Source organism: Pseudomonas sp. BC42, assembly GCF_021560055.1.
GTDB lineage: Bacteria > Pseudomonadota > Gammaproteobacteria > Pseudomonadales > Pseudomonadaceae > Aquipseudomonas.
The window spans coordinates 1,068,795-1,087,929 of record NZ_CP091067.1 but is presented as its reverse complement, the minus strand read 5'-3'; the positions used below and the strand labels follow the sequence as shown (position 1 = coordinate 1,087,929).

Sequence of the window (19,135 nt, the reverse complement as noted above, 5' to 3'; positions counted from 1 at the left end):
ACCGGCCTCAGCCCTGGGCCACCGAACCGGCGGGCAAGGCCGCCACCCGAGGCAAGCGCAGCGCCAGCAAGGCTCCGAGCAAGGCCAGCAAGGCACTGGCGGCAGTGGCGAGTTCAATGCCATGGGCCTGATTGCCGGTCGGGCTCAAGGTGTTGGCCAGCGACACCAGCAACGCCAGCCCCAGGGCCCCGCCGATCTGCTGACTGGTGGAGGCCACGCCCGCCGCCACCCCCTGCTCGGCGGCGGCAATGCCCTGCCCGGCCGAAACCCACATTGAAGTCCAGGTCATGCCCTGGCCAATGCTCATCAACACGATGCCCGGCAGCAGCCCGACAAAACCGCGGCTGCCGGGCAAGGCCAGGTAGATCATGGCGATGCCCACGGCCCCCGCCAGCAGGCCGCTGACCAGGGTCGCCCGCAGGCCCACGCGCAGCAGCGCCCGTTCCGCGACCCAGATGCCCAGCGTGCACAGCAGGGTCGAGGGCAGGAACGCCAACCCGCTCTGCAGCACGCTGAACTGATAGACCTGCTGGAAATACAGGCTGAGAAAGTAGTACTGCACGCCGAAACTGCTCATGAACAGCGCGGTAATCAGCATGGCCATGCGCAGCTGTGGATAACCCAGCAGGCGCAGCGGCATCAGCGGGTCGCGGCAGCGTTGTTCCAGGCGCACGAACAGCCCGAGCAAGGCCAGGGACAACGCCAGGCAACCCAGGGTCCCCGGTGCGCTCCAGCCCCACTCCGGGCCCTGGACGATGGAAAACACCAGCAGGGTGCCGCCCAGGGTCACGGTCAGCGCGCCGCGCAGGTCGAACTGGCGGCTGCGCTGGCGTGGCGGGTCGGCGGGAATCCAGCGCCGGGCCAGCAAGGCGCAGGCACCGGCCAGGGGTACGTTGACCAGGAACACCGCCTCCCAGCCCCAGTACTGGGTCAGCACCCCACCGAGCAAGGCACCGAGGGCCAGACCCGCCGCCGAGGCCGCGCTCCACACCGCGAAGGCCCGGTTGCGCGCCGGCCCTTCGGCGTACCAGGTATTGATCAGGGCCAGGGTCGCGGGGAACAGCATCGCCCCGCCGACGCCCTGTACCGCCCGCGACAGCACCAGCAACAGCGCGCTGCCACCCAGACCGCCGGCCAGGGATGCCAGGGCATACAGCGACTGCCCGACGATGTAGAAACGCCGCTTGCCCAGCAGGTCCGCCGCGCGTCCGCCCAGCAGCAGGAATCCACCAAACGCCACGCTGTAGGCGCTGACCACCCATTGCAATTGCTGGGCGGAGAAGCCCAGGCGAAGGCCGATTTCCGGCAACGCCACGAAGACGATGGTGGCGTCCAGGGCAATGATCAGCTGCGCGGTGGCCAGCAGTGACAGCATCCAGCCCGACGGCTTGGCTAACGGGGTCGCGGACATCGCGAGAATCCTTGTGTGGAAATAAGCGGCGGCCAGTGTCATCGATGCGCATTAAATGATAAATACACCCCTCACTCTTTCAGTAATGACTTTAATCATGGATCTGAACGCCCTTCGGCTGTTGGTCCGGGTCGCCGAAACCCGCAGCTTTACCCGCGCCGCCGGTGACCTGGGGCTGACCCAGTCCGGCCTGTCCCGTGCCATATCGCGCCTGGAGCAACAGCTCGGCGTGCGCCTGCTGCAACGCAACACCCGCAGTGTCAGCCTGACCCCGGACGGGCAGATGCTGGTAGAGCGGGCAGCGCCGTTACTGGCGGAGCTGGCCCATGCCGAGCACCTGCTGCTGGACCGCCGCGACTCGCCCAGCGGGATGTTGAAGATCAGCACGCCGTCGCTGTTCGGGCGCAAGGTGGTGATGCCGGTGATTGGCGAGCTGACGGCCCAGCATCCCGAACTGAGCATCGAGGCGGTGATGACCGACCGGGTGGTGGACCTCATCGACGAAGGGTTTGACGCGGTGCTGCGCACCGGGCTGATCCAGGATCAGCGCCTGATCGCCCGGCCCCTGGCGCCCCTGCGCTGGGTCACCGTGGCGGCACCGGCCTACCTGGAACGCCACGGCACGCCGCGGCAGCTGGCGGACCTGCAACAGCACAACTGCCTGACGGTGCGCAATCTGCGCAGCGGCCGGCTGGTGGACTGGCAGTTCATGGACCAGGGCAAGCCCCTGGACCTGGCGGTGCAGGGGCGGCTGATCTTCGACATCGGCGATGCCCTGGTGGATGCGGTGCTCGGTGGGTTCGGCATTGCCCAGTTGATGGAGTTCGCCGTGCGCGATGCCCTGGATGCGGGCCTGCTGTTGCCGGTGCTGCACGCGCAGGCCGGGCGCAGTCGGCAGCTGTCGCTGGTGTATCCCCCTTCGCGCCAGTGTTCGCCGAAGCTCACCGCCTTTGCCGACGCCCTGGGCCGGGTCAGCTGGTAGGAACCTGCACGCCCTCGGTCTCCTGGGTCACGCTCAGCAGCAGCGGCCGGGCGATCCTCAGGTAGTCCTGGGTATCAAGAACCATGGAGGCATCCAGGCGTCCGGCATTGAAGGCGATTTCGGCGTAGCGCTCGATCAGTGGCGGGTCGACGATCAGGGCAATGCGCGGATCGAAACTCAGCGGAGGAATGGCGCCGATCACGCAACCGGTCAGTTCCCTGGCCAGCTCCGCCGGGACCAGCTGGGCCTTCTTGCCCCCCAGTGCCGCACCGACCTTCTTCATGTCGAGCTTCTGGTCGCCGGAGAGAATCACCAGCCCATACACATCGCTCGTGCCCTTGAGGCTGCACAGCATGGCCTTGGCCCCCTGGCCCGGCTCGGTGCCACGGATCTCGGCGACCCGCGCCGACTGCCCTTCGGCCGGGTGCAGGATCACCCGATAACGGGCCTGATGGCTGTCCATCAGGTTCACCAGACGCTGGAAAACTTCGTGCATGTTCAATCCTTGAAAAAGTGGCGGCGGCTCGCCTCAGGCGTCGCCGGACTGGGGCAGTTGACGACCGTCGAGCGCGCCGCCGATGGTCAGGAAATGCCCGCCCGCCACATGGTGCAGGGTGCGCAGCCGATCCTGGCCGTCGAAGTGCCAGCGCCCTTGGCTGAACACCCGGGTATCGGCCTGAGCGGCGATCACTTCCCCGAGGAACAGGTCGTACTGCTGGTGATTGTGCGGCTCGGGCAAAAGCCGGCATTCCAGCCAGGCCACGCAGCCTTCCAGCAGGGGCGCCTCCAGGGCCTGACCGGTGAAGGTGGACAAGCCATAGGCGGCGAACTTGTCGCTGCCGGCCTGCTGCAGCTCCAGCCCGGAGCTGTTGCCCAGGGTCTGCACAATGTCCACCTGGGCGGCGCAGGGTACGTTGAGGACAAAGGTGCCCGAGGCTTCCAGCAGTTGCCGGGTCCAGGTGGACTTGTCGAGCACCACGGCGACTTTCGGCGGCTCGAAATCCAGGGGCATGGCCCAGGCCGCCGCCATGATATTGCGCTGCCCGCCGTGGGCGGCGCTGACCAGCACGGTCGGACCGTGATTGAGCAGGCGATAGGCTTTTTCCAATGGCACCGGATGACGAAATGCAGGCATGGCAGGCTCCTGAAAAAAGTCCGATTGTAGACCTATCCGCCACCTGTGCAGCCACAGGAATTGGGTGGTTTTTCTGGACAGTCCGTCCAGGCGTCGACGGCTTATCAATCCCATGGCAGCCACTAGACTCAGCCTTCACCGCAATCGTCAAAGGAGCCATGCCATGGCCGATCATTCCCTGAACAACAAAGTCGTGCTGATCGCCGGCGGGGTGAAAAACCTCGGTGGCCTGCTTGCCCGGGATCTGGCCAGCCACGGTGCCAGGGCCGTGGCCGTGCACTACAACAGCGATGCCAGTCAGGCCGATGCCCAGAGCACCCTGGAGGCGCTCGGGGCCCTGGGGGTCGACGCCCACGCCTGGCAGGCCGACCTCACCCGCGCCGGTGCAGTGGAGCGTCTGTTCAGCGAGGTCAAGGCACGCTTCGGCAAGATCGACATCGCCATCAACACCGTGGGCAAGGTGCTGAAGAAACCCATCATCGAAATCAGCGAAGACGAGTACGACCAGATGTTCGCGGTCAATGCCAAGAGCGCGTTCTTCTTCATCAAGGAAGCCGGCAAGCACCTGGAGGACAACGGCAAGCTGGTGACCCTGGTGACGTCGCTGCTGGGGGCCTTCACCCCGTTCTATGCCGCCTACGGCGGCTCCAAGGCACCGGTGGAACACTTCACCCGGGCCGCGGCCAAGGAGTTCGGCGCCCGGGGCATATCAGTGACCGCGGTGGGACCGGGCCCCATGGACACGCCGTTCTTCTACCCTGCCGAAGGCGCCGACGCCGTGGCCTACCACAAGAGCGCCGCGGCCCTGTCGCCGTCGAGCAAGACCGGGCTCACCGATATCGAGGACGTGGTGCCGTTCATTCGCCATCTGGTGACCGAGGGCTGGTGGATCACCGGCCAGACCTTACTGATCAACGGCGGCTACACCACCAAGTAATCCTGGCGCCCAAGGGGTAAATTGGCCTGCCGGGACGCTGCATCGATCGCCTCGGACGATGCAGCGTTCCACCGCCGTCAGGCGTCCCCCGAACCAGGATCGTTCATACGATGGATAAGCTTGAGCAATACCGCGTGTTCATCCAGGTGGCCGACATGGGCAGTTTCATCAAGGCCGCCCATGCCCTGGAACTGCCACGGGCCACTGTCTCTTCCGCTGTGCAGCAACTGGAGAACGGCCTCGGCACCCGGCTGCTGCACCGAACCACCCGCCAGGTGCAGTTGACCGCCGATGGCACCATCCTCCTGGAGCGGGCACGACGCCTGCTGGCGGATGCCTCGGAGCTCAACCAGCTGTTCCACCATCGCCTGGTGGATGTCAGCGGGCGCTTGAATATCGACGTGCCCAGCCGCATCGCCCGGCGCCTGATCGTGCCCGCCCTGCCCCAGTGGCTGACGCAGTACCCCGACCTGCAACTGGCCCTGGGCGCCAGCGATCGCAGCATCGATCTGGTCCAGGAAGGCATCGACTGCGCGATCCGCGTCGGCAGCCTGGCGGACAGCAGCCTGATCGCCCGCCCCCTGGGGCAACTGGCCATGATCAATTGCGCCAGCCCCGCCTACCTCGCCGAACACGGCGAGCCCCACACCCCCCAGGACTTGCAGAACGGCCAATGGATGATCGGTTACGCCTCCCCGGACACCGGTCGCGAACAGCCCTGGGAGTACCTGCTGCAAGGTCGCGAGCACCTTCTGGGGCTGCCCAGCCGGGTGATCGTCAACAACGTCGAGAACTACATCGCCTGCTGTCGCCAGGGCCTGGGGCTGATCCAGGTGCCGCGTTTCGACGTGCAGCACCTGCTCGATCGCGGCGAGCTGGTGCAGGTGCTCCAGCAGTTGCCGGTGGCGCCGATGGACATCTGCGCGCTGTACCCCGACCGTCGCCACCGTTCGCGCCGGCTGAACGTGTTCATCGAATGGTTCGCCGAATTGATCGATCCGCATCTGCAGGCTTGATGCGCACAAGGCAATCGTGAGATGAAGGCGCCTTCAACGGATTGAGATCCCCGGACCATGAGCCACCTGCACCTGTGTGCACCACAACTGGACGACTGGCAGGAACTGCTGGCGTTTGAACAAGAAAACCGCGCCTTTTTCGAAGCCTCGATCAACGCCCGCCCGGCAGCGTTCTACTGCGCCGAAGGGGTCGCCGAGGCCATCGCCCAGGCCCAACAGGACGCTGCCGCGGATCGCGGCTATCAGTTTCTGATTCGACAGGATTCACAACTGGTGGGGCGCATCAACCTGCACCGGGTGCAGCGCCCCTACTTCAATTGCGCCGAGCTGGGCTATCGCGTGGGCGCCAAATTCAACGGCCGGGGTATCGCCCGGGCGGCGGTGGCGCAGGTGCTGCAACGGGCCTTCGGCGAATTGCAGTTGAGCCGCATCGAAGCCAACGCCCGCCCGGAAAACCTCGGCTCGGTCAGGGTCCTGGAGACGTCCGGATTCTCCTGCTACGGCCATTCACGCCGCAGCTTCCTGCTGCACGGACAGTGGTTCGACCGCTTGCACTACGAGTGCCACGCCCCCTTGCCGCGCTGAGCCGGTCCGCGCCCACGGGCGCGGAGCCTGAACCTGCGGCACGCCACTCAGGTGGACAGCTGACTGGCGAACTGCCCCACCGCGTCCACCACTTTCTGCGCACCGTCCTGGATCTCGACGATCACCGTGCCGGCCTCCGCCGCCAGGGTCAGGCCCTGTTCGGCCTGCTGCCGACCTTCGGCCATCAGCTCCACCGCCGAGCGGGCCATGTCCTGGTTGTGCCGGACCACGCCGACGATCTCGTCGGTGGCGTTGCTGGTACGCGAGGCCAGTTGCCGGACCTCGTCGGCGACCACGGCGAAGCCGCGCCCCTGCTCACCGGCCCGGGCCGCCTCGATCGCCGCGTTGAGGGCCAGCAGGTTGGTCTGCTCGGCAATCCCGCTGATGGTCTTGACGATGCTGCCAATCACCAGGGACTGCTCGTTCAGGGCTTCGATACCGTCACCGGCCTCTTGCATGCACTTGGCCAGGTCACGCATCACGTCCAGGGTCTCGGTGACCACCGCCGAGCCGCGCTGGGCACTGGTATCGGTTTGCCGGGAGATGCTGTAGGCGATGTCGGCGGCCTCGGCCACCGAGCGTTCCTGGTTCACCTGCTCGGTGATCACGGTGGCGAACTTCACCACCTTGTACAGCTGGCCGTTGGCATCCAGCACCGGGTTGTAAGAGGCGTCGAGCCACACCACCCGGCCCTGGCTGTCGATTCGCTTGAAGCGGTCGGCGACATATTCACCGGCGTTCAAGCGCGCCCAGAACGCCTGATACGACGGCCCCTCATACTCCTCGGGATCACAGAACAGACGGTGGTTCTGCCCCTGAACTTCATCGAGGCGGTAACCCATGCACGCCAGAAACCGCGGGTTGGCAGTCAACACCCGGCCTTGCAGGTCGAACTCGATCACCGCGGTGGAGCGCAGCAACGCCGCCATCAGGTTTTCATGCTCGCAGGCGCTTTGCACCGCGGCGCTCTGGTCGGTGCAGATCAGCGAGAAGTGGTCGAGATGCCCGGCCTGGTCGTGGATCGGCTGGACACAGGTATGCAACCAGGCATCGCGGCCGTCGCCACGTTGCAAGCGCAGTTGGCCGATGTAGCCTTCGTTGCGTCCCAGGGCTGCCCTGAGAGAGCGATACAGCTGCACCGCCTGCGCATGGCTCGACACTATCTGCTCCAGGGGTTGCCCGCAGAGCTGTTGGCCATCCAGGCCCAGGGTCCGCGTGAAGTTCTGGTTGACCCGACGGATCACCCCCTCGCTGTCCAGTTCGATGCTGAGCACCTGGGTTTCCAGGCAGGCCTTGAATTGCTGCAGAGCGCTCAGCTCGTCGCTCAGTGAGGCAAGCTGTTGTTTCAGACGTTTATTGAACATGGATACACCGACAGACTAAGAGTGAATACAACGATCCCTCTTGCCATCGGCGCTGGCTGACCTTTCTCCACGCCCTGCCCGCCCTTTCAGAATTTTCCTAAGACTCTCTAGGAAAGCTCCTCAGAATTCCTGCTGCCGAGCCATACCGTCCCGGTGAGCGGGCCCCGTCACCGGGGCCCCAGGCTCAGCTGGACAGTTGATTGGCGAACTGCCCCACCGCGCTCACCACCTTCTGCGCGCCGTCCTGGATCTCGACGATCACCGTGCCGGCCTCCGCCGCCAGGGCCAGGCCCTGCTCGGCCTGCAGCTTGCCTTCGGCCATCAGTTCCACGGCGTCACGGGCCATGTCCTGGTTCTGCCGGACCACGCCGACGATTTCCTCGGTGGCCTTGCTGGTACGCGAAGCCAGTTGCCGGACCTCGTCGGCGACCACGGCGAAACCGCGCCCCTGCTCACCGGCCCGGGCCGCCTCGATCGCCGCGTTGAGGGCCAACAGGTTGGTCTGCTCGGCAATCCCGCTGATGGTCTTGACGATGCTGCCGATCACCAGGGACTGCTCGTTCAGGGCGCCGATGCCCTCGCCGGCGTCCTGCATGTGCTTGGCCAGATCGCGCATCACGTTCACCGCCTCGGTGACCACGGTGGTGCCGCGCTGGGCACTGTTGTCGGTCTGCAACGAAGTGCTGTAGGCAATGTTGGCCGCTTCGGCCACCGCCAGTTCCTGATTCACCTGGTCGGTGATCACGGTGGCGAACTTCACAATCTTGTAGAGCTTGTTGTTGGCGTCCAGCACCGGGTTGTAGGACGCCTCCAGCCAGACTGTCCGGCCATGGGCATCGATGCGCTTGAAACGGTCGGCGATGAATTCCCCGGCATTCAGGCGTTTCCAGAACGCCTGGTAGGCCGCGCTGTTGTACTCCTCGGGCTCACAGAACATGCGGTGATGCTTGCCCTTGATCTGCGCCAGGCTGTAGCCCATGCCGGAGAGAAAGCGCTCATTGGCCGTCAGCACATGGCCATTGAGGTCGAACTCGATCAGTGCGGTGGAGCGCATCAGGGCGCCGATCAGGTTCTCGTGCTCCCGGGAAGCCTCGATGGTGCGGGTCAGGTCGCTGGAGAAGATCGCGAAGTACTTGATCCGCCCCTCGGAGTCGTGGACCGGCTGGGAGATCGAGCGCAGCCAGGCCTCCTCGCCGTTGCCCCGCAGCAGGCGCACCGCCCCGGCAAAGTGCTCGCCCCGGGCCAGGGTCGCCTTGAAGCGCTGGTGAAATTCGTCGTGCTTGACGTGGGCCGGAACGATGTCTTCCAGGGACCGCCCCAGCAGGTCGCCGCTCTTGTAGAGCATTTCCTGGGCGAAGTTGTGGTTGACCGATTGAATCCGTCCATCGGCGCTCAAATTGATCACGAGCATCTCGCTTTCAAGACTTTCCTTCACTTGCTGAAGGCTCGAGAGTTCTTCACGAAGAGCCGCCAGCTCTTGCTTCAAGCGTTTATTGAACATGGGGAGGCACCGGGAGGACATAAAAAATAGGCTGCTGTGGGCCTAACATCGGCCCTGAAAGTCTTTTCTTAATAGCAGCCCGGGCTTGTCCGACAAAAATAATTCAAGCGCGGGCAAAGCCCCTGCCTGCGGGACTTTGAGCGAGGATTTACCGGCGCCCTGGAGCGCGTATAGTCGGCATCGGGAAATCCCAGGCGATCGACGGAGTTGGACTATGGACGCATCACGCAAGGCGCTTTTTCAGCAAGAGGCTGCACGAGTCGGACACAGTTTCGAGGGCGAGATGCGCATTGGCGGCAACTATGTGCCGGCGGTGCGCAATGGCGATGAGGTGTACGTCAGCGGACAGATCCCGCGTATCGACGACCAGGTGATGGTGGTCGGCCGGGTGGGCGCCGAAACCAGCCTGGAGCAGGCCCGCCACGGGGCACAGATCTGTACCCTGCGGGCCCTGGCGGTCCTCAAGCAGATGCTCGGCGACCTGCAACGGATCCGGCGCATCCTGCGGATCAACGTCTACGTGCAGAGCGCGGCGGACTTCACCCAGCAGAGCGAGGTGGCGGACGGCGCCTCGGAGGTGCTCTATTCAATCTTCGCCGACGCCGGGGTGCACACCCGCACATCGGTGGGGGTCTATCAATTGCCGAAAAATGCCTCGGTGGAAGTCGACATGATCGTCGCCCTGCACCCCGAACCCGGCAACGACTGAAGGCCGCGCCAGCCCGCCCATGGATCAGCTGCCGTTGTTGCGGCACTGACCCATGACCTGATACTCGATGGTCTTGAGCTGGCCGGCGGAGTCTTCGTAGGTCATGCGCGAAGGCACCACGTTGCAGGACTTGATCGGTGGGGTGACGCTGACCACCCTGGCGATATCCAGATCCATGCCGTAGCGGTAGTTCTGCACCACCGGCGCCGGCTTGCCCTGACTCGCCGCATAGCGCTCCATGGCCTTCTGGTTCTCCACCATGGCCCGGGCAAAGGTGCGGTCGCCACCGCCTTCGGCCAGGGCCAGGGATGAGAGGGACAACAGCAGCGCGGCGATACTCAGGTTGACAGCTTTCATGACAGTTTCCTCGTCCAGTTGACAGCGACGAGGATAAGCAACCGACCCTTTCAGGATGATCGCGGGCACATTACTTATCTGTAATGCACCTGCCCGCGCGGCCCCGGTGCGCCATCGAACCCCCGGTTCATCGGGGTTTCAGGGCCGCCGCCGACGCCTGTCCACGAGCCTTTCTTGCACAATTGTAATCAGCGGGTCACCGCGCCGTTATCTGCCGTTTGCAACTATCGACGGCGACTTTCAGGGCGTAACCACGCCTGTTGGTCGAGCCCAATAAGAACGCCTCTGGCGATATAAAAGTTGATAGCTGCCAACACTCAGGAGCGACCCCATGCGTATCAATCCCCCCTTGTCCCTGTCCGTGCTCGCCGCGGTTCTGGGGCTTTGTCCCGTGGCCGCCGTGGCCGCCGAGGAACGCCCCGAAGGCTTTGTCGAAGGCAGCCGCCTCGACTTGCTGCTGCGCAATTACTACTTCAACCGCGACGATCGCAAAGGCCAGTCCAGCCCCACCGGCAACGGTTATTCCGAAGCCTGGGCCCAGGGCCTGATCGGCCAGTTCGAATCCGGTTTCACCCAGGGCACGGTCGGCTTCGGTATCGACGCCTTCGCCATGTATGGCCTCAAGCTCGACTCCGGCAGCGGGCGCAGCGGCGGCCGTGGCTCCTTCGGCATGCTGCCGGTGAACCACGACAACGAGCCCGCCGACGGCTACGGCAAGGCCGGCGGTGCGGTGAAACTGCGGGCCCTGGACACCGTGCTGAAAGTCGGCGACGTGTTCCCCAAGACCCCGGTGGTGCACTACGGCGACTCGCGCCTGCTGCCGGAAAGCTTTCGCGGGATGACCCTGGAAAACACCAGCCTCGACGGCCTCAACCTGCAGGGCGGGCGCCTGCACGCCATGAGCCAGCCCGACAGCAGCGGCATGCGCGACGGCTTCGCCACCTTCTACGCCGGCAAGGTCGACTCGCCCTGGGTCGGCTACTTCGGTGGCGACTACAAGCTCAATCCCAACCTCAGTATCAGCCTCTACAGCAGCCGCTTGAAAGACGCCTGGGATCAGTACTACTTCGGCACGGCGCTGAACTACCCGGTGTCCGACGACCTGACCCTGTTCAGCGGCTTCAACTATTACAAGGCCGTGGACGAGGGCAAGAAACTGCTGGGCGAGTTCGACAACAACATCTGGAGCGCCAAGGTCGGCGCCACCTACGGCGCCCACACCCTGGCCCTGTCGCACCAGCGCAACAACGGCAATGACGACTTCGACTACCTGCGCCAGTCGGACTCGATCTTTCTCGACAACTCGATCCAGTACAGCGACTTCAACTCGCCCAAGGAACGCTCGTGGATGGTCCGCTACGACCTCGACATGCAGACCTTCGGCATTCCCGGGCTGTCCTTCATGACCCGCTACGCCCGAGGCCGCGACGCCGACTACAGCCACGCCAACGCGGTGTACATGCGCCGCGACGCGGCGGGTGATCCGCTGACCGATCAACGTCGCTGGGAACGGGACATCGAAGCCAAGTACGTGTTCCAGGACGGCACGCTCAAGGACCTGTCCCTGCGCATCCGCCAGGCGACCATCCGCTCCAGCCAGTTCGAATCCGACCTGGAGGAATTCCGGCTGATCGTCGAGTACCCGCTGGCCCTGCTCTAAAGCGTCTGGCCGGGCAGGTTGCGGCCTGCCCGGTGTTAAAACTTCTTCACAGACTCGCGCCTTTCAGAACTGTAATATCGGCCTCACCTTCTCGTTAGGTTGGCCTCCCTATACTCCCGGACACACTCAAATCCGCCGGACTTTCCCCGGCTCGAGAGCTTGTCAGGAGTCCATCCATGCGCCCAACCCAATTGTTGTTGATCGGCCTTCTGGCCAGCACCAGCCTCACCGCCCTGGCGGCCGACGGCGGCGAACGCCCGCAACAGGTTCGTGAAGGTTTCCTGGCCAGCCAGGAACAGATTCACGGCGATGCCAACCAGGAAACCGCCAGCACCGACGGCACCGGCAAAGCCCCCGGTGATGCGTCATCGTCCAACGCGGCCGCACAAGACATCTGAGCGCCGTTGCCCACAGAGCACATTCATCTCTTGAAGCGTTTTTTCTGATGCTCCTTTGGAAAGAGATGAATTTTTAGCGTCCCGCATGGGGCGCTTTTTTTTGCCCAGGAATTGCCGCAGGACTGGCACCTGTAGCCGCTGCCGCAGGCGGCGAACGACCGCGAAGCAGGCGCTGCTTGTGAGGATCGCTGAAGGTCCTGCGGACCTTGGCGCAGCTTCGCCTTGGCTCAGCAGCGGCTACAGGGATGCAGGAGAGACATAAGTGTTAACGGGATACATCTGTTAACAGGCCGAGCCGGGACTAGCGTGAAGGGATCATTCCAGCACAGGGAGAGCCGGGTAATGCAATTCCGATCCAATGGTTATCGCCTGTTCAAGGGGCGGCGCTCGCAGATCGGCAGGATCTACAGCGTGACCGCCGTGACCGAACAACGGTGCCGGGTGTTCAGCGACTTTCGCCTGGGGCGGCTGGTGGTCGACCAACTGCGGGAACAGCACGAAGCGGGCCTTACCCATTCACTGGCCTGGGTGGTCATGCCTGATCACATTCACTGGTTGTTCCAACTGCAGAAATGCTCGCTGGAAGAAGCCCTGTGCCGGCTCAAATCCCGTAGCGGACGCACCATCAACCAACGCCTGAACCGACGCGGTCGGCTGTGGCAAAAAGGGTATTACGAACAGGCCATCCGTCGCGAAGCAGACCTCAAGGCGCTTGCCCGCTACATCATCTACAACCCGGTTCGCGCAGGGTTGGTCGAGCGCGTAGGCGACTACCCCCTCTGGGATGCCGCCTGGCTCTAACCCACACACCCTGTAGCCGCTGCTGAGCCAAGGCGAAGCTGCGCAAAGGTCCTGCGGACCTTGCCTGACAATCTCCCGCCGACCCCACAGCAGCCTCAAGAGCCCCGCGCCCTTCGACGGAGTACCGCCCAGCCCGTTCGTAGCCTGCGGCAGCGGCTACACAACCCCCCGATCGCCACCGCCCCTGTAGCCGCTGCTGAGCCACAGCGAAGCTGCGCAAAGGTCCGCAGGACCTTGCCTGACAATCTCCCGCCAAACCCACAGCAGCCTCAAGAGCCCCGCGCCCTTCGACGGAGTGCCGCCCAGTCCGTTCGCAGCCTGCGGCAGCGGCTACCAGAAGCAGCGCGCGATCAGTCCTCTTCCCTGCGGTGCGCCCATTGGTACAGCGCCGGCAAGACCAGCAAGGTGAGGATGGTGGACGACAGGATGCCGCCAATCACCACGGTGGCCAGGGGTCGCTGCACTTCGGCGCCGGTGCCGGTGGCCAGGGCCATGGGGATGAACCCCAGGGACGCCACCAGCGCGGTCATCAGCACCGGGCGCAGGCGGGTCAGCGCGCCTTCATGAATCGCCACGGACAACGAACGGCCTTCCTCCCGCAGGTTGCGGATAAAAGCGATCATCACCAGGCCGTTGAGCACCGCGACACCGGACAGGGCGATGAATCCGACTCCCGCCGAGATCGACAGCGGAATGTCCCGCAGCCACAGGGCCATGATCCCGCCGGTCAGGGCGAAGGGAATGCCGGTGAACACCAGCAGGCCATCCTTGAGGTTGTTGAACATCATGAACAACAGGCCGAACACCAGCAGCAGCGCCACCGGCACCACCACTTGCAGGCGCTGGGAAGCCTCCTGCAACTGCTCGAACTGGCCGCCCCAGGTGGTCCAGTATCCCGCGGGCACCTTGACCTTGCCGGCAATCAAGGCCGTGGCTTCCTCGACGAATGAACCGATGTCGCGGCCGCGAACGTTGGCGCTGACGATCACCAGGCGCTTGCCGTTCTCGCGGCTGACCTGATTGGGCCCCAGGACCAGATCGAGGCTGGCCACTTCCGACAGGGCAATGAACCCGATCTGCCCGTTGCCCGTGCCCGCGCTCGCCGGTATCGGGATCAGCAGCCGCGACAGGCCATCGATGTCGGTACGCAGTTGATCGGACAGACGCACCACCATGTCGAAACGCCGGTCGCCTTCGTACAGGGTGCCGGCCTGACGCCCGCCCACCGCCACCGCGATGGTGTCTTGCACATCGCCCACGTTCAGGCCGAAACGTGCGGCCTTGTCGCGGTCGATATTGATGGTCAGCACCGGCAACCCCGAGGTCTGTTCAACCTTGACTTCCGAGGCGCCGGACAAGCCTTGCAACGCCGCGGCGATGTCATTGGCGGTCTTGTTCAGCACGTTCATGTCGTCGCCGAACACCTTGACCGCAACATCGCTGCGCACCCCGGAAATCAGCTCGTTGAAGCGCAACTGGATCGGCTGCGACAGCTCGTAGGCACTGCCCGGCACCCGAGCGCTGGCGCGCTGGATATCGGCGATCAGGGCCTCGCGGGACTTGCCCGGATCGGGCCACTGGGCCTTGGGCTTGAGCATCACGTAGCTGTCGGAAATATTCGGCGGCATCGGGTCCGAGGCGATCTCCGCGGTGCCGGTGCGGGCAAACACCCGCTCGATCTCCGGCACTTGCGCCAGCAGGGTCTTCTCCAGGCGCTGCTGCATGTCCACCGATTGCGTGAGGCTGGTGCCGGGCACCCGCAGGGCCTGCTGGGCGAAGTCGCCTTCGCTGAGGCTGGGGATGAATTCGCTGCCCATGCGACTGGCCAGCACAGCGCTGCCCAGCAGGATCGCCGCAGCCAGGGCGAAGGTCGCCGCACGATGGCCCATGACCCAGTCCAGCACCGGCGCGTAGCCCCGCTTGGCGCTGCGCACCAGCAGGTTTTCCTCTTCCTTGACCTTGCCGGTGACGAACAGCGCGATGGCCGCCGGGACGAAGGTCACCGAGAGAATCATCGCCCCCAGCAACGCCATGACCACGGTGAAGGCCATGGGATGGAACATCTTCCCGGCCACCCCGGTCAGGGCAAAGATCGGCAGGTACACCACCATGATGATCAGTTGGCCGAAGATCAGCGCCCGCCGCGCTTCCTTGGCTGCGGCAAAGACTTCGTGCAGGCGCTCGGAGCGGGTCAGCATGCGCCCGTGGTGCTGCTGGGCGTGGGCCAGGCGGCGGATGGCGTTCTCCACGATCACCACCGCGCCGTCGACGATGATGCCGAAGTCCAGGGCGCCGAGGCTCATCAGGTTGGCGCTGACCTTGTTGCTGAACATGCCGGTGAAGGTGAACAGCATCGACAGTGGAATCACCAGGGCGGTGATCAACGCCGCGCGAATATTGCCCAGGAACAGGAACAGAATCACGATCACCAGCAACGCGCCTTCGAAGAGATTCTTCTTCACCGTGGCGATGGCTTTTTCCACCAGGTTGGTGCGGTCGTAGACCGTGACCGCCACCACCCCTGCGGGCAGCGAACGGTTGATCTCTTCGAGCTTTTTCGCCACCGCCTGGGACACGCTGCGGCTGTTCTCGCCGATCAGCATGAACACCGTGCCCAGCACCACTTCGCGGCCGTTTTCGGTGGCGGCACCGGTGCGCAGTTCGCGGCCGATCTGCACGTCGGCGACGTTGCGCACGCGGATCGGCGTGCCGTCGCTGCTGCTGATGACGATGTTGGCGATGTCCTCGATGGACGCCAGTTGTCCCGGCGCGCGAATCAGCAACTGCTCGCCGCTGCGCTCGATGTAACCGGCGCCGACGTTGGCGTTGTTGCGCTCCAGGGCCGTCACCAGATCATTCAGGGTCAGCCGGTAAGCCGCCAGGCGCTTGGGATCGGGGGCGATCTGGTACTCCTTGGCGAAGCCGCCGATGGTGTTGATCTCGGCCACGCCCTGCACGTTGCGCAACTGCGGCTTGATGATCCAGTCCTGGATCACCCGCAGGTCGGTGGGGGTGTAGGGCGTGCCGTCCTCCTTGCGCGCGCCGTCCTCGGCTTCCACGGTCCACAGGAAGATTTCCCCGAGGCCGGTGGAGATCGGCCCCATCACCGCCTCCACGCCTTGAGGCAATTGCTCGCGAGCCACCTGCAGCCGCTCGTTGACCAGTTGCCGGGCGAAGAACAGATCGGTGCCGTCCTTGAAGATCACCGTGACCTGGGACAGGCCCGAACGCGACAGCGAACGGGTCTGCTGCAAGCCCGGCAGGCCGGCCATGGCGGTTTCGATGGGAAAGGTGATGCGCTGTTCGGTTTCCAGGGGCGAAAAACCCGGCGCCGCCGAGTTGATCTGCACCTGGACGTTGGTGATGTCGGGCACCGCGTCGATCGGCAGTTTCTGGTAGCTGGCGATGCCGACGCCGGCCATCAGCAGCACCGCCAGAAGAACGATGATGCGTTGCTCGATGGCAAATTGAATGATGCGTTCAAACATGGGAAAGCACTCTCTGCTGTGACCGATCAATGGCCGTGGTCGGCCGCGCCTTTGCCCAGTTCGGACTTGAGGGTGAAACTGCCGCGGGTGGCCACCCGGGCTCCGGCCGCCAGCCCTTCGCGGACCTCGACGAAACCTTCATCGGCGGCGCCGGTGACCACCGGCGTGGCCTGGAAGCCCTCGGCCACCCGGACAAACACCGACGGCCGGTCTTCCACGGTCTGGATCGCGCTCTGCGGCACGCTGACCGGCGCCTCGAAGGCTTCGGTGGCCACCTGCACCGCGACGAACAGCCCCGGACGCCAGGCGTCATTCGGGTTGGCCAGGGTCACCCGCACCGTGGCGGTCCGGGTCTGCTCCCCCAGCAGGCTGCCGACGTAGGCCACCTGGCCCTGGACCTGGGTCCCCAGTTCGCTGGAGCTGACACTCACCGGCTGGCCGACCCGGACCTTGCCCAGATCCTTGGGGAACACACCGAAGGTGGCCCAGACCCGGGACAGGTCCGAGAGGGTGAAGGCCGCACTGTTCTCGCTCACCACCTCGCCGACGCTGAGGTGCTTTTCCACCACCACGCCATCAAAGGGCGCGCGCATTTCATAGCGGTTGCCCCCCGCCAGCTGGGCGCTGCCACTCAGGGCATTCATCTTCTGTCGGGCGTTGTTGAGGGCGATTTGCGCTTCTTGCAGGTTCTGCCGGGCCAGCAGGTAATCCTGTTCGGCTGAGATCTGGTCGATCCACAACTGCCGCTCGCGCTCGAAGGTGGTACGGGCCAGTTCGACCCGCCGCCCGGCGGCCGCCAGCTCGCTGCGCTGGTCGGACACCTGCTGGCTGGCGATCACCGCCAGCAGCTCGCCGCGCTTGACCGACTGCCCCAGATTGACCTGCACCGACTCCACGACGCCGGCGGCCCGGGGCACGATGTGGGAGGTGCGATCCTCGTCGAAACGGATTTCCCCCGGCAGGCTCAGCACCCGTTTGAGCTGCCGCGGACCGGCTTCGGCCAGCTCGATCCCGGCGGCCTGGATCTGCTCGGCGCTGAGTTCCAGGTGACCTTCGGGCTCCTCGGCGCCGTGTCCGGCCGGCTCGGCCGCATCCGCAGGCTTGGCGTCGGCAGGCGCCGCGGGGGAGGACAGGCCCGGCAACAGCAGGGCCGCCGCTCCCAGCCCCACCACCGCGGTAATGGCCATTATCAGGCTGCGTTTCTTATCCATGGGTACTCCTGAGAATCGAGGTTCGGCAGCGCACGAAGCGCCTTACGAGGTAGGCGAAAAGAAAAAGTCGTCGAGGGCCCGATGCCATTCATGGACACACCAGTGCCGGGGCGGCTCCTCAGGTGGCGTCCCGGGCACGCTGCTGCAGTCGCTGACCAGCAGGGCAAGCAGGCAGACCAGGCCCCGCAGCCCGGCTTTCACCAGCGGCTGAGGTCGCCGTAGATACGTTCGATCCGCACCCGGGCATCGGTGGTTTGCGCCACGGCGGCGAGGTACTGGCTGCGGGCGCCGATCAATGTGCGCTGGGCGTCCAGCACTTCGAGGAAACTGAACTTGCCCATTTCGAAGCCCCGGGTGGCGCTGTCCACCGCGCGCTGGGCGGCGGGCAGGATGGTCTGGTTGAAGGCCTGCACTTCGCCCCTGGCGGTGTTCCATTGCTCCAGAGCCTGGCGGGTTTCACTGCGCAGGCGCAGTTCCGTGGCGTTGCGCAGGTCCCGGGCCTGATCGGCGCGGCGCGCGGCGGAGAGCAGGTTGCCCTGGTTGCGGTTGAACAGTGGCAACGGCATGGACAGGCCCACCAGGTTGACCCGCTCACGGGCGCCGGCGTCGTACTGGCTGCCGATGCTGACGTCCAGATCGGGAATGCGCTGGGCCCTCTCCAGCCCCAGGGACGCTTCGCGCTGAACGATTTCCTGCTCCGCCAGGCGCAACTCCGCAGTCTCCGGCAAGCGGCTCAACAACTGCGCCGAGGCCGGCAGCGTGCTCGGCGCCCGTTCAGGCTCCTGCACCGCCGAGAAGTCCGTGGCGGCGCTGCCGGTGATACTGGCCAGCTGCTGATAGGCAGTGTCCTGCTCCATCTGCCCACGGCTGAGCTCCAGACGAACCTCGGCCAGTTGCACCTGGGCCCGGGTGGCTTCCACCGGCGAGGCCTTGCCGGCATTGACCCGCCCCTGGGCCACGCTCACCCCGCGTTCGGCCAGGGCCAGCGAGCGCCCGGCCAGTTGCGTGCGCTCCTGGGCCCGCAGCGCGGCGTAGTAAGCCTGCAGAACATCGGCCCGCAGCTGATTGCCGCGCCGCTCCAGCTCCAGGGCGGCCAGCTCCTGGCCACGACTGGCCACCTCCACCCGGGCACCACGCTTGCCCCCCAGCTCCAGCGCCTGGCTGAGCTTGACCGAGGTGGTGCGCGAGTCCCGGCGGGTGTCCTCGGCGTCCACCGAGAGCACCGGGTTGGGCAGCAGCCCCGCCTGCTGCCGGGCGCCCTGGGCGATGTCGATCTCCCAGCGCGCGGCGGCCAGTTCGGGGTTGTTGGCAAAGGCCTTGGCCAGGGCGCTGTCCAGGCTCAGGACGGCAGCCTGGGCAACGCTCAGCGGCGCGGCCGCCAGGACCAGCCACAGCATCCAGCGGCAGGTCGGCGCAGCCCGGGCGGGTGTTCTCGGGAAAGTTGGCATAACAGGTTCCGGCCCCTGGTGAGGCAAAGTTTCTGCGAAGCGGCGCGGAACATATCGCGGGATATACAAAGAGCCCCCCGGTCGATATGAAACTGCAACACTGCGCCCATTGGCAGAAAGAGTTTCAAGTTC

At 65.1% G+C, this 19,135-nt stretch carries 17 protein-coding genes; 8 read left to right on the top strand and 9 right to left on the bottom strand.

The window, feature by feature from the left end:
• Positions 1-7: 7 nt before the first annotated feature.
• Positions 8-1,411: an MFS transporter gene (locus L1O02_RS05085; RefSeq protein WP_235759648.1), complete on the bottom strand. Its 1,404-nt coding sequence runs from the start codon at positions 1,409-1,411 to the stop codon at positions 8-10.
• 97 nt (positions 1,412-1,508) lie between these two features.
• Between L1O02_RS05085 and L1O02_RS05080 the strand changes: the two genes are divergently transcribed.
• Entirely contained in the window at positions 1,509-2,393 is an 885-nt protein-coding gene (locus L1O02_RS05080; RefSeq protein ID WP_060841077.1) for a LysR family transcriptional regulator, read from the top strand.
• Here L1O02_RS05080 and L1O02_RS05075 read toward each other — a convergent pair.
• Together L1O02_RS05075 and L1O02_RS05070 are read right to left on the bottom strand one after the other, a co-directional pair.
• Positions 2,383-2,889: a YbaK/prolyl-tRNA synthetase associated domain-containing protein gene (locus L1O02_RS05075; RefSeq protein ID WP_060841078.1), complete on the bottom strand. Its 507-nt coding sequence runs from the start codon at positions 2,887-2,889 to the stop codon at positions 2,383-2,385. The genes L1O02_RS05080 and L1O02_RS05075 overlap by 11 nt on opposite strands.
• Before the next feature lie 33 nt (positions 2,890-2,922).
• On the bottom strand, positions 2,923-3,528 hold the full coding sequence (locus tag L1O02_RS05070; protein ID WP_060841079.1) for a flavin reductase family protein: 606 nt from the start codon (positions 3,526-3,528) through the stop codon (positions 2,923-2,925).
• Between the two features lie 163 nt (positions 3,529-3,691).
• Between L1O02_RS05070 and L1O02_RS05065 the strand changes: the two genes are divergently transcribed.
• From L1O02_RS05065 to L1O02_RS05055, 3 genes are all read left to right on the top strand, one after another.
• Positions 3,692-4,465, top strand: coding sequence for an SDR family oxidoreductase (locus L1O02_RS05065; protein WP_060841080.1), 774 nt, complete (start codon positions 3,692-3,694; stop codon positions 4,463-4,465).
• Between the two features lie 110 nt (positions 4,466-4,575).
• Complete coding sequence (locus L1O02_RS05060; RefSeq protein WP_047306094.1) at positions 4,576-5,481, top strand: LysR family transcriptional regulator; 906 nt, start codon at positions 4,576-4,578, stop codon at positions 5,479-5,481.
• A gap of 57 nt (positions 5,482-5,538) precedes the next feature.
• Positions 5,539-6,066 carry a GNAT family N-acetyltransferase gene (locus L1O02_RS05055; protein ID WP_129406442.1) on the top strand — a complete coding sequence of 176 codons (528 nt, stop codon included), beginning with the start codon at positions 5,539-5,541 and terminating at the stop codon, positions 6,064-6,066.
• 47 nt (positions 6,067-6,113) lie between these two features.
• Here the strand turns inward: L1O02_RS05055 and L1O02_RS05050 are convergent, their stop codons facing one another.
• Together L1O02_RS05050 and L1O02_RS05045 are read right to left on the bottom strand one after the other, a co-directional pair.
• Entirely contained in the window at positions 6,114-7,430 is a 1,317-nt protein-coding gene (locus L1O02_RS05050) for a PAS domain-containing methyl-accepting chemotaxis protein (protein ID WP_108545180.1), read from the bottom strand.
• 184 nt (positions 7,431-7,614) lie between these two features.
• Positions 7,615-8,931: a PAS domain-containing methyl-accepting chemotaxis protein gene (locus L1O02_RS05045; protein WP_060844635.1), complete on the bottom strand. Its 1,317-nt coding sequence runs from the start codon at positions 8,929-8,931 to the stop codon at positions 7,615-7,617.
• Positions 8,932-9,145: 214 nt separating this feature from the next.
• On the opposite strand from L1O02_RS05045, the gene L1O02_RS05040 reads away from it, so the two are divergent.
• Positions 9,146-9,640, top strand: a complete 495-nt coding sequence (locus tag L1O02_RS05040; protein ID WP_060841084.1) for a RidA family protein — start codon at positions 9,146-9,148, stop codon at positions 9,638-9,640.
• 24 nt (positions 9,641-9,664) lie between these two features.
• Here L1O02_RS05040 and L1O02_RS05035 read toward each other — a convergent pair whose 3' ends face one another.
• Positions 9,665-9,997 carry a DUF2790 domain-containing protein gene (locus L1O02_RS05035; RefSeq protein WP_060841085.1) on the bottom strand — a complete coding sequence of 111 codons (333 nt, stop codon included), beginning with the start codon at positions 9,995-9,997 and terminating at the stop codon, positions 9,665-9,667.
• Positions 9,998-10,328: 331 nt separating this feature from the next.
• Between L1O02_RS05035 and L1O02_RS05030 the strand changes: the two genes are divergently transcribed.
• The 3 genes from L1O02_RS05030 (at position 10,329) to L1O02_RS05020 (ending at position 12,856) form a co-directional block, all read left to right on the top strand.
• Positions 10,329-11,657 carry an OprD family porin gene (locus tag L1O02_RS05030; RefSeq protein WP_235759647.1) on the top strand — a complete coding sequence of 443 codons (1,329 nt, stop codon included), beginning with the start codon at positions 10,329-10,331 and terminating at the stop codon, positions 11,655-11,657.
• A gap of 176 nt (positions 11,658-11,833) precedes the next feature.
• Positions 11,834-12,055 (top strand): hypothetical protein, encoded by a 222-nt coding sequence (locus tag L1O02_RS05025; RefSeq protein ID WP_235759646.1) that lies wholly within the window; start codon positions 11,834-11,836, stop codon positions 12,053-12,055.
• Positions 12,056-12,397: 342 nt separating this feature from the next.
• Entirely contained in the window at positions 12,398-12,856 is a 459-nt protein-coding gene (locus tag L1O02_RS05020; RefSeq protein WP_235759645.1) for a transposase, read from the top strand.
• 350 nt (positions 12,857-13,206) lie between these two features.
• On the opposite strand, the gene L1O02_RS05015 is transcribed toward L1O02_RS05020, so the two are convergent.
• The 3 genes from L1O02_RS05015 to L1O02_RS05005 form a co-directional block, all read right to left on the bottom strand.
• Positions 13,207-16,344, bottom strand: a complete 3,138-nt coding sequence (locus tag L1O02_RS05015) for a CusA/CzcA family heavy metal efflux RND transporter (RefSeq protein ID WP_235759644.1) — start codon at positions 16,342-16,344, stop codon at positions 13,207-13,209.
• Between the two features lie 26 nt (positions 16,345-16,370).
• Positions 16,371-17,555, bottom strand: a complete 1,185-nt coding sequence (locus L1O02_RS05010; RefSeq protein ID WP_235759643.1) for an efflux RND transporter periplasmic adaptor subunit — start codon at positions 17,553-17,555, stop codon at positions 16,371-16,373.
• 197 nt (positions 17,556-17,752) lie between these two features.
• On the bottom strand, positions 17,753-18,952 hold the full coding sequence (locus L1O02_RS05005; protein WP_231979063.1) for a TolC family protein: 1,200 nt from the start codon (positions 18,950-18,952) through the stop codon (positions 17,753-17,755).
• Positions 18,953-19,135 lie beyond the last annotated feature (183 nt).

Coding starts and splice junctions, on each gene's coding strand:
- L1O02_RS05085 (WP_235759648.1), bottom strand. CDS start 1,411: ATGTCCGCGACCCCGTTAGCCAAGCCGTCGGGCTGGATGCTGTCACTG.
- L1O02_RS05080 (WP_060841077.1), top strand. CDS start 1,509: ATGGATCTGAACGCCCTTCGGCTGTTGGTCCGGGTCGCCGAAACCCGC.
- L1O02_RS05075 (WP_060841078.1), bottom strand. CDS start 2,889: ATGCACGAAGTTTTCCAGCGTCTGGTGAACCTGATGGACAGCCATCAG.
- L1O02_RS05070 (WP_060841079.1), bottom strand. CDS start 3,528: ATGCCTGCATTTCGTCATCCGGTGCCATTGGAAAAAGCCTATCGCCTG.
- L1O02_RS05065 (WP_060841080.1), top strand. CDS start 3,692: ATGGCCGATCATTCCCTGAACAACAAAGTCGTGCTGATCGCCGGCGGG.
- L1O02_RS05060 (WP_047306094.1), top strand. CDS start 4,576: ATGGATAAGCTTGAGCAATACCGCGTGTTCATCCAGGTGGCCGACATG.
- L1O02_RS05055 (WP_129406442.1), top strand. CDS start 5,539: ATGAGCCACCTGCACCTGTGTGCACCACAACTGGACGACTGGCAGGAA.
- L1O02_RS05050 (WP_108545180.1), bottom strand. CDS start 7,430: ATGTTCAATAAACGTCTGAAACAACAGCTTGCCTCACTGAGCGACGAG.
- L1O02_RS05045 (WP_060844635.1), bottom strand. CDS start 8,931: ATGTTCAATAAACGCTTGAAGCAAGAGCTGGCGGCTCTTCGTGAAGAA.
- L1O02_RS05040 (WP_060841084.1), top strand. CDS start 9,146: ATGGACGCATCACGCAAGGCGCTTTTTCAGCAAGAGGCTGCACGAGTC.
- L1O02_RS05035 (WP_060841085.1), bottom strand. CDS start 9,997: ATGAAAGCTGTCAACCTGAGTATCGCCGCGCTGCTGTTGTCCCTCTCA.
- L1O02_RS05030 (WP_235759647.1), top strand. CDS start 10,329: ATGCGTATCAATCCCCCCTTGTCCCTGTCCGTGCTCGCCGCGGTTCTG.
- L1O02_RS05025 (WP_235759646.1), top strand. CDS start 11,834: ATGCGCCCAACCCAATTGTTGTTGATCGGCCTTCTGGCCAGCACCAGC.
- L1O02_RS05020 (WP_235759645.1), top strand. CDS start 12,398: ATGCAATTCCGATCCAATGGTTATCGCCTGTTCAAGGGGCGGCGCTCG.
- L1O02_RS05015 (WP_235759644.1), bottom strand. CDS start 16,344: ATGTTTGAACGCATCATTCAATTTGCCATCGAGCAACGCATCATCGTT.
- L1O02_RS05010 (WP_235759643.1), bottom strand. CDS start 17,555: ATGGATAAGAAACGCAGCCTGATAATGGCCATTACCGCGGTGGTGGGG.
- L1O02_RS05005 (WP_231979063.1), bottom strand. CDS start 18,952: ATGCTGTGGCTGGTCCTGGCGGCCGCGCCGCTGAGCGTTGCCCAGGCT.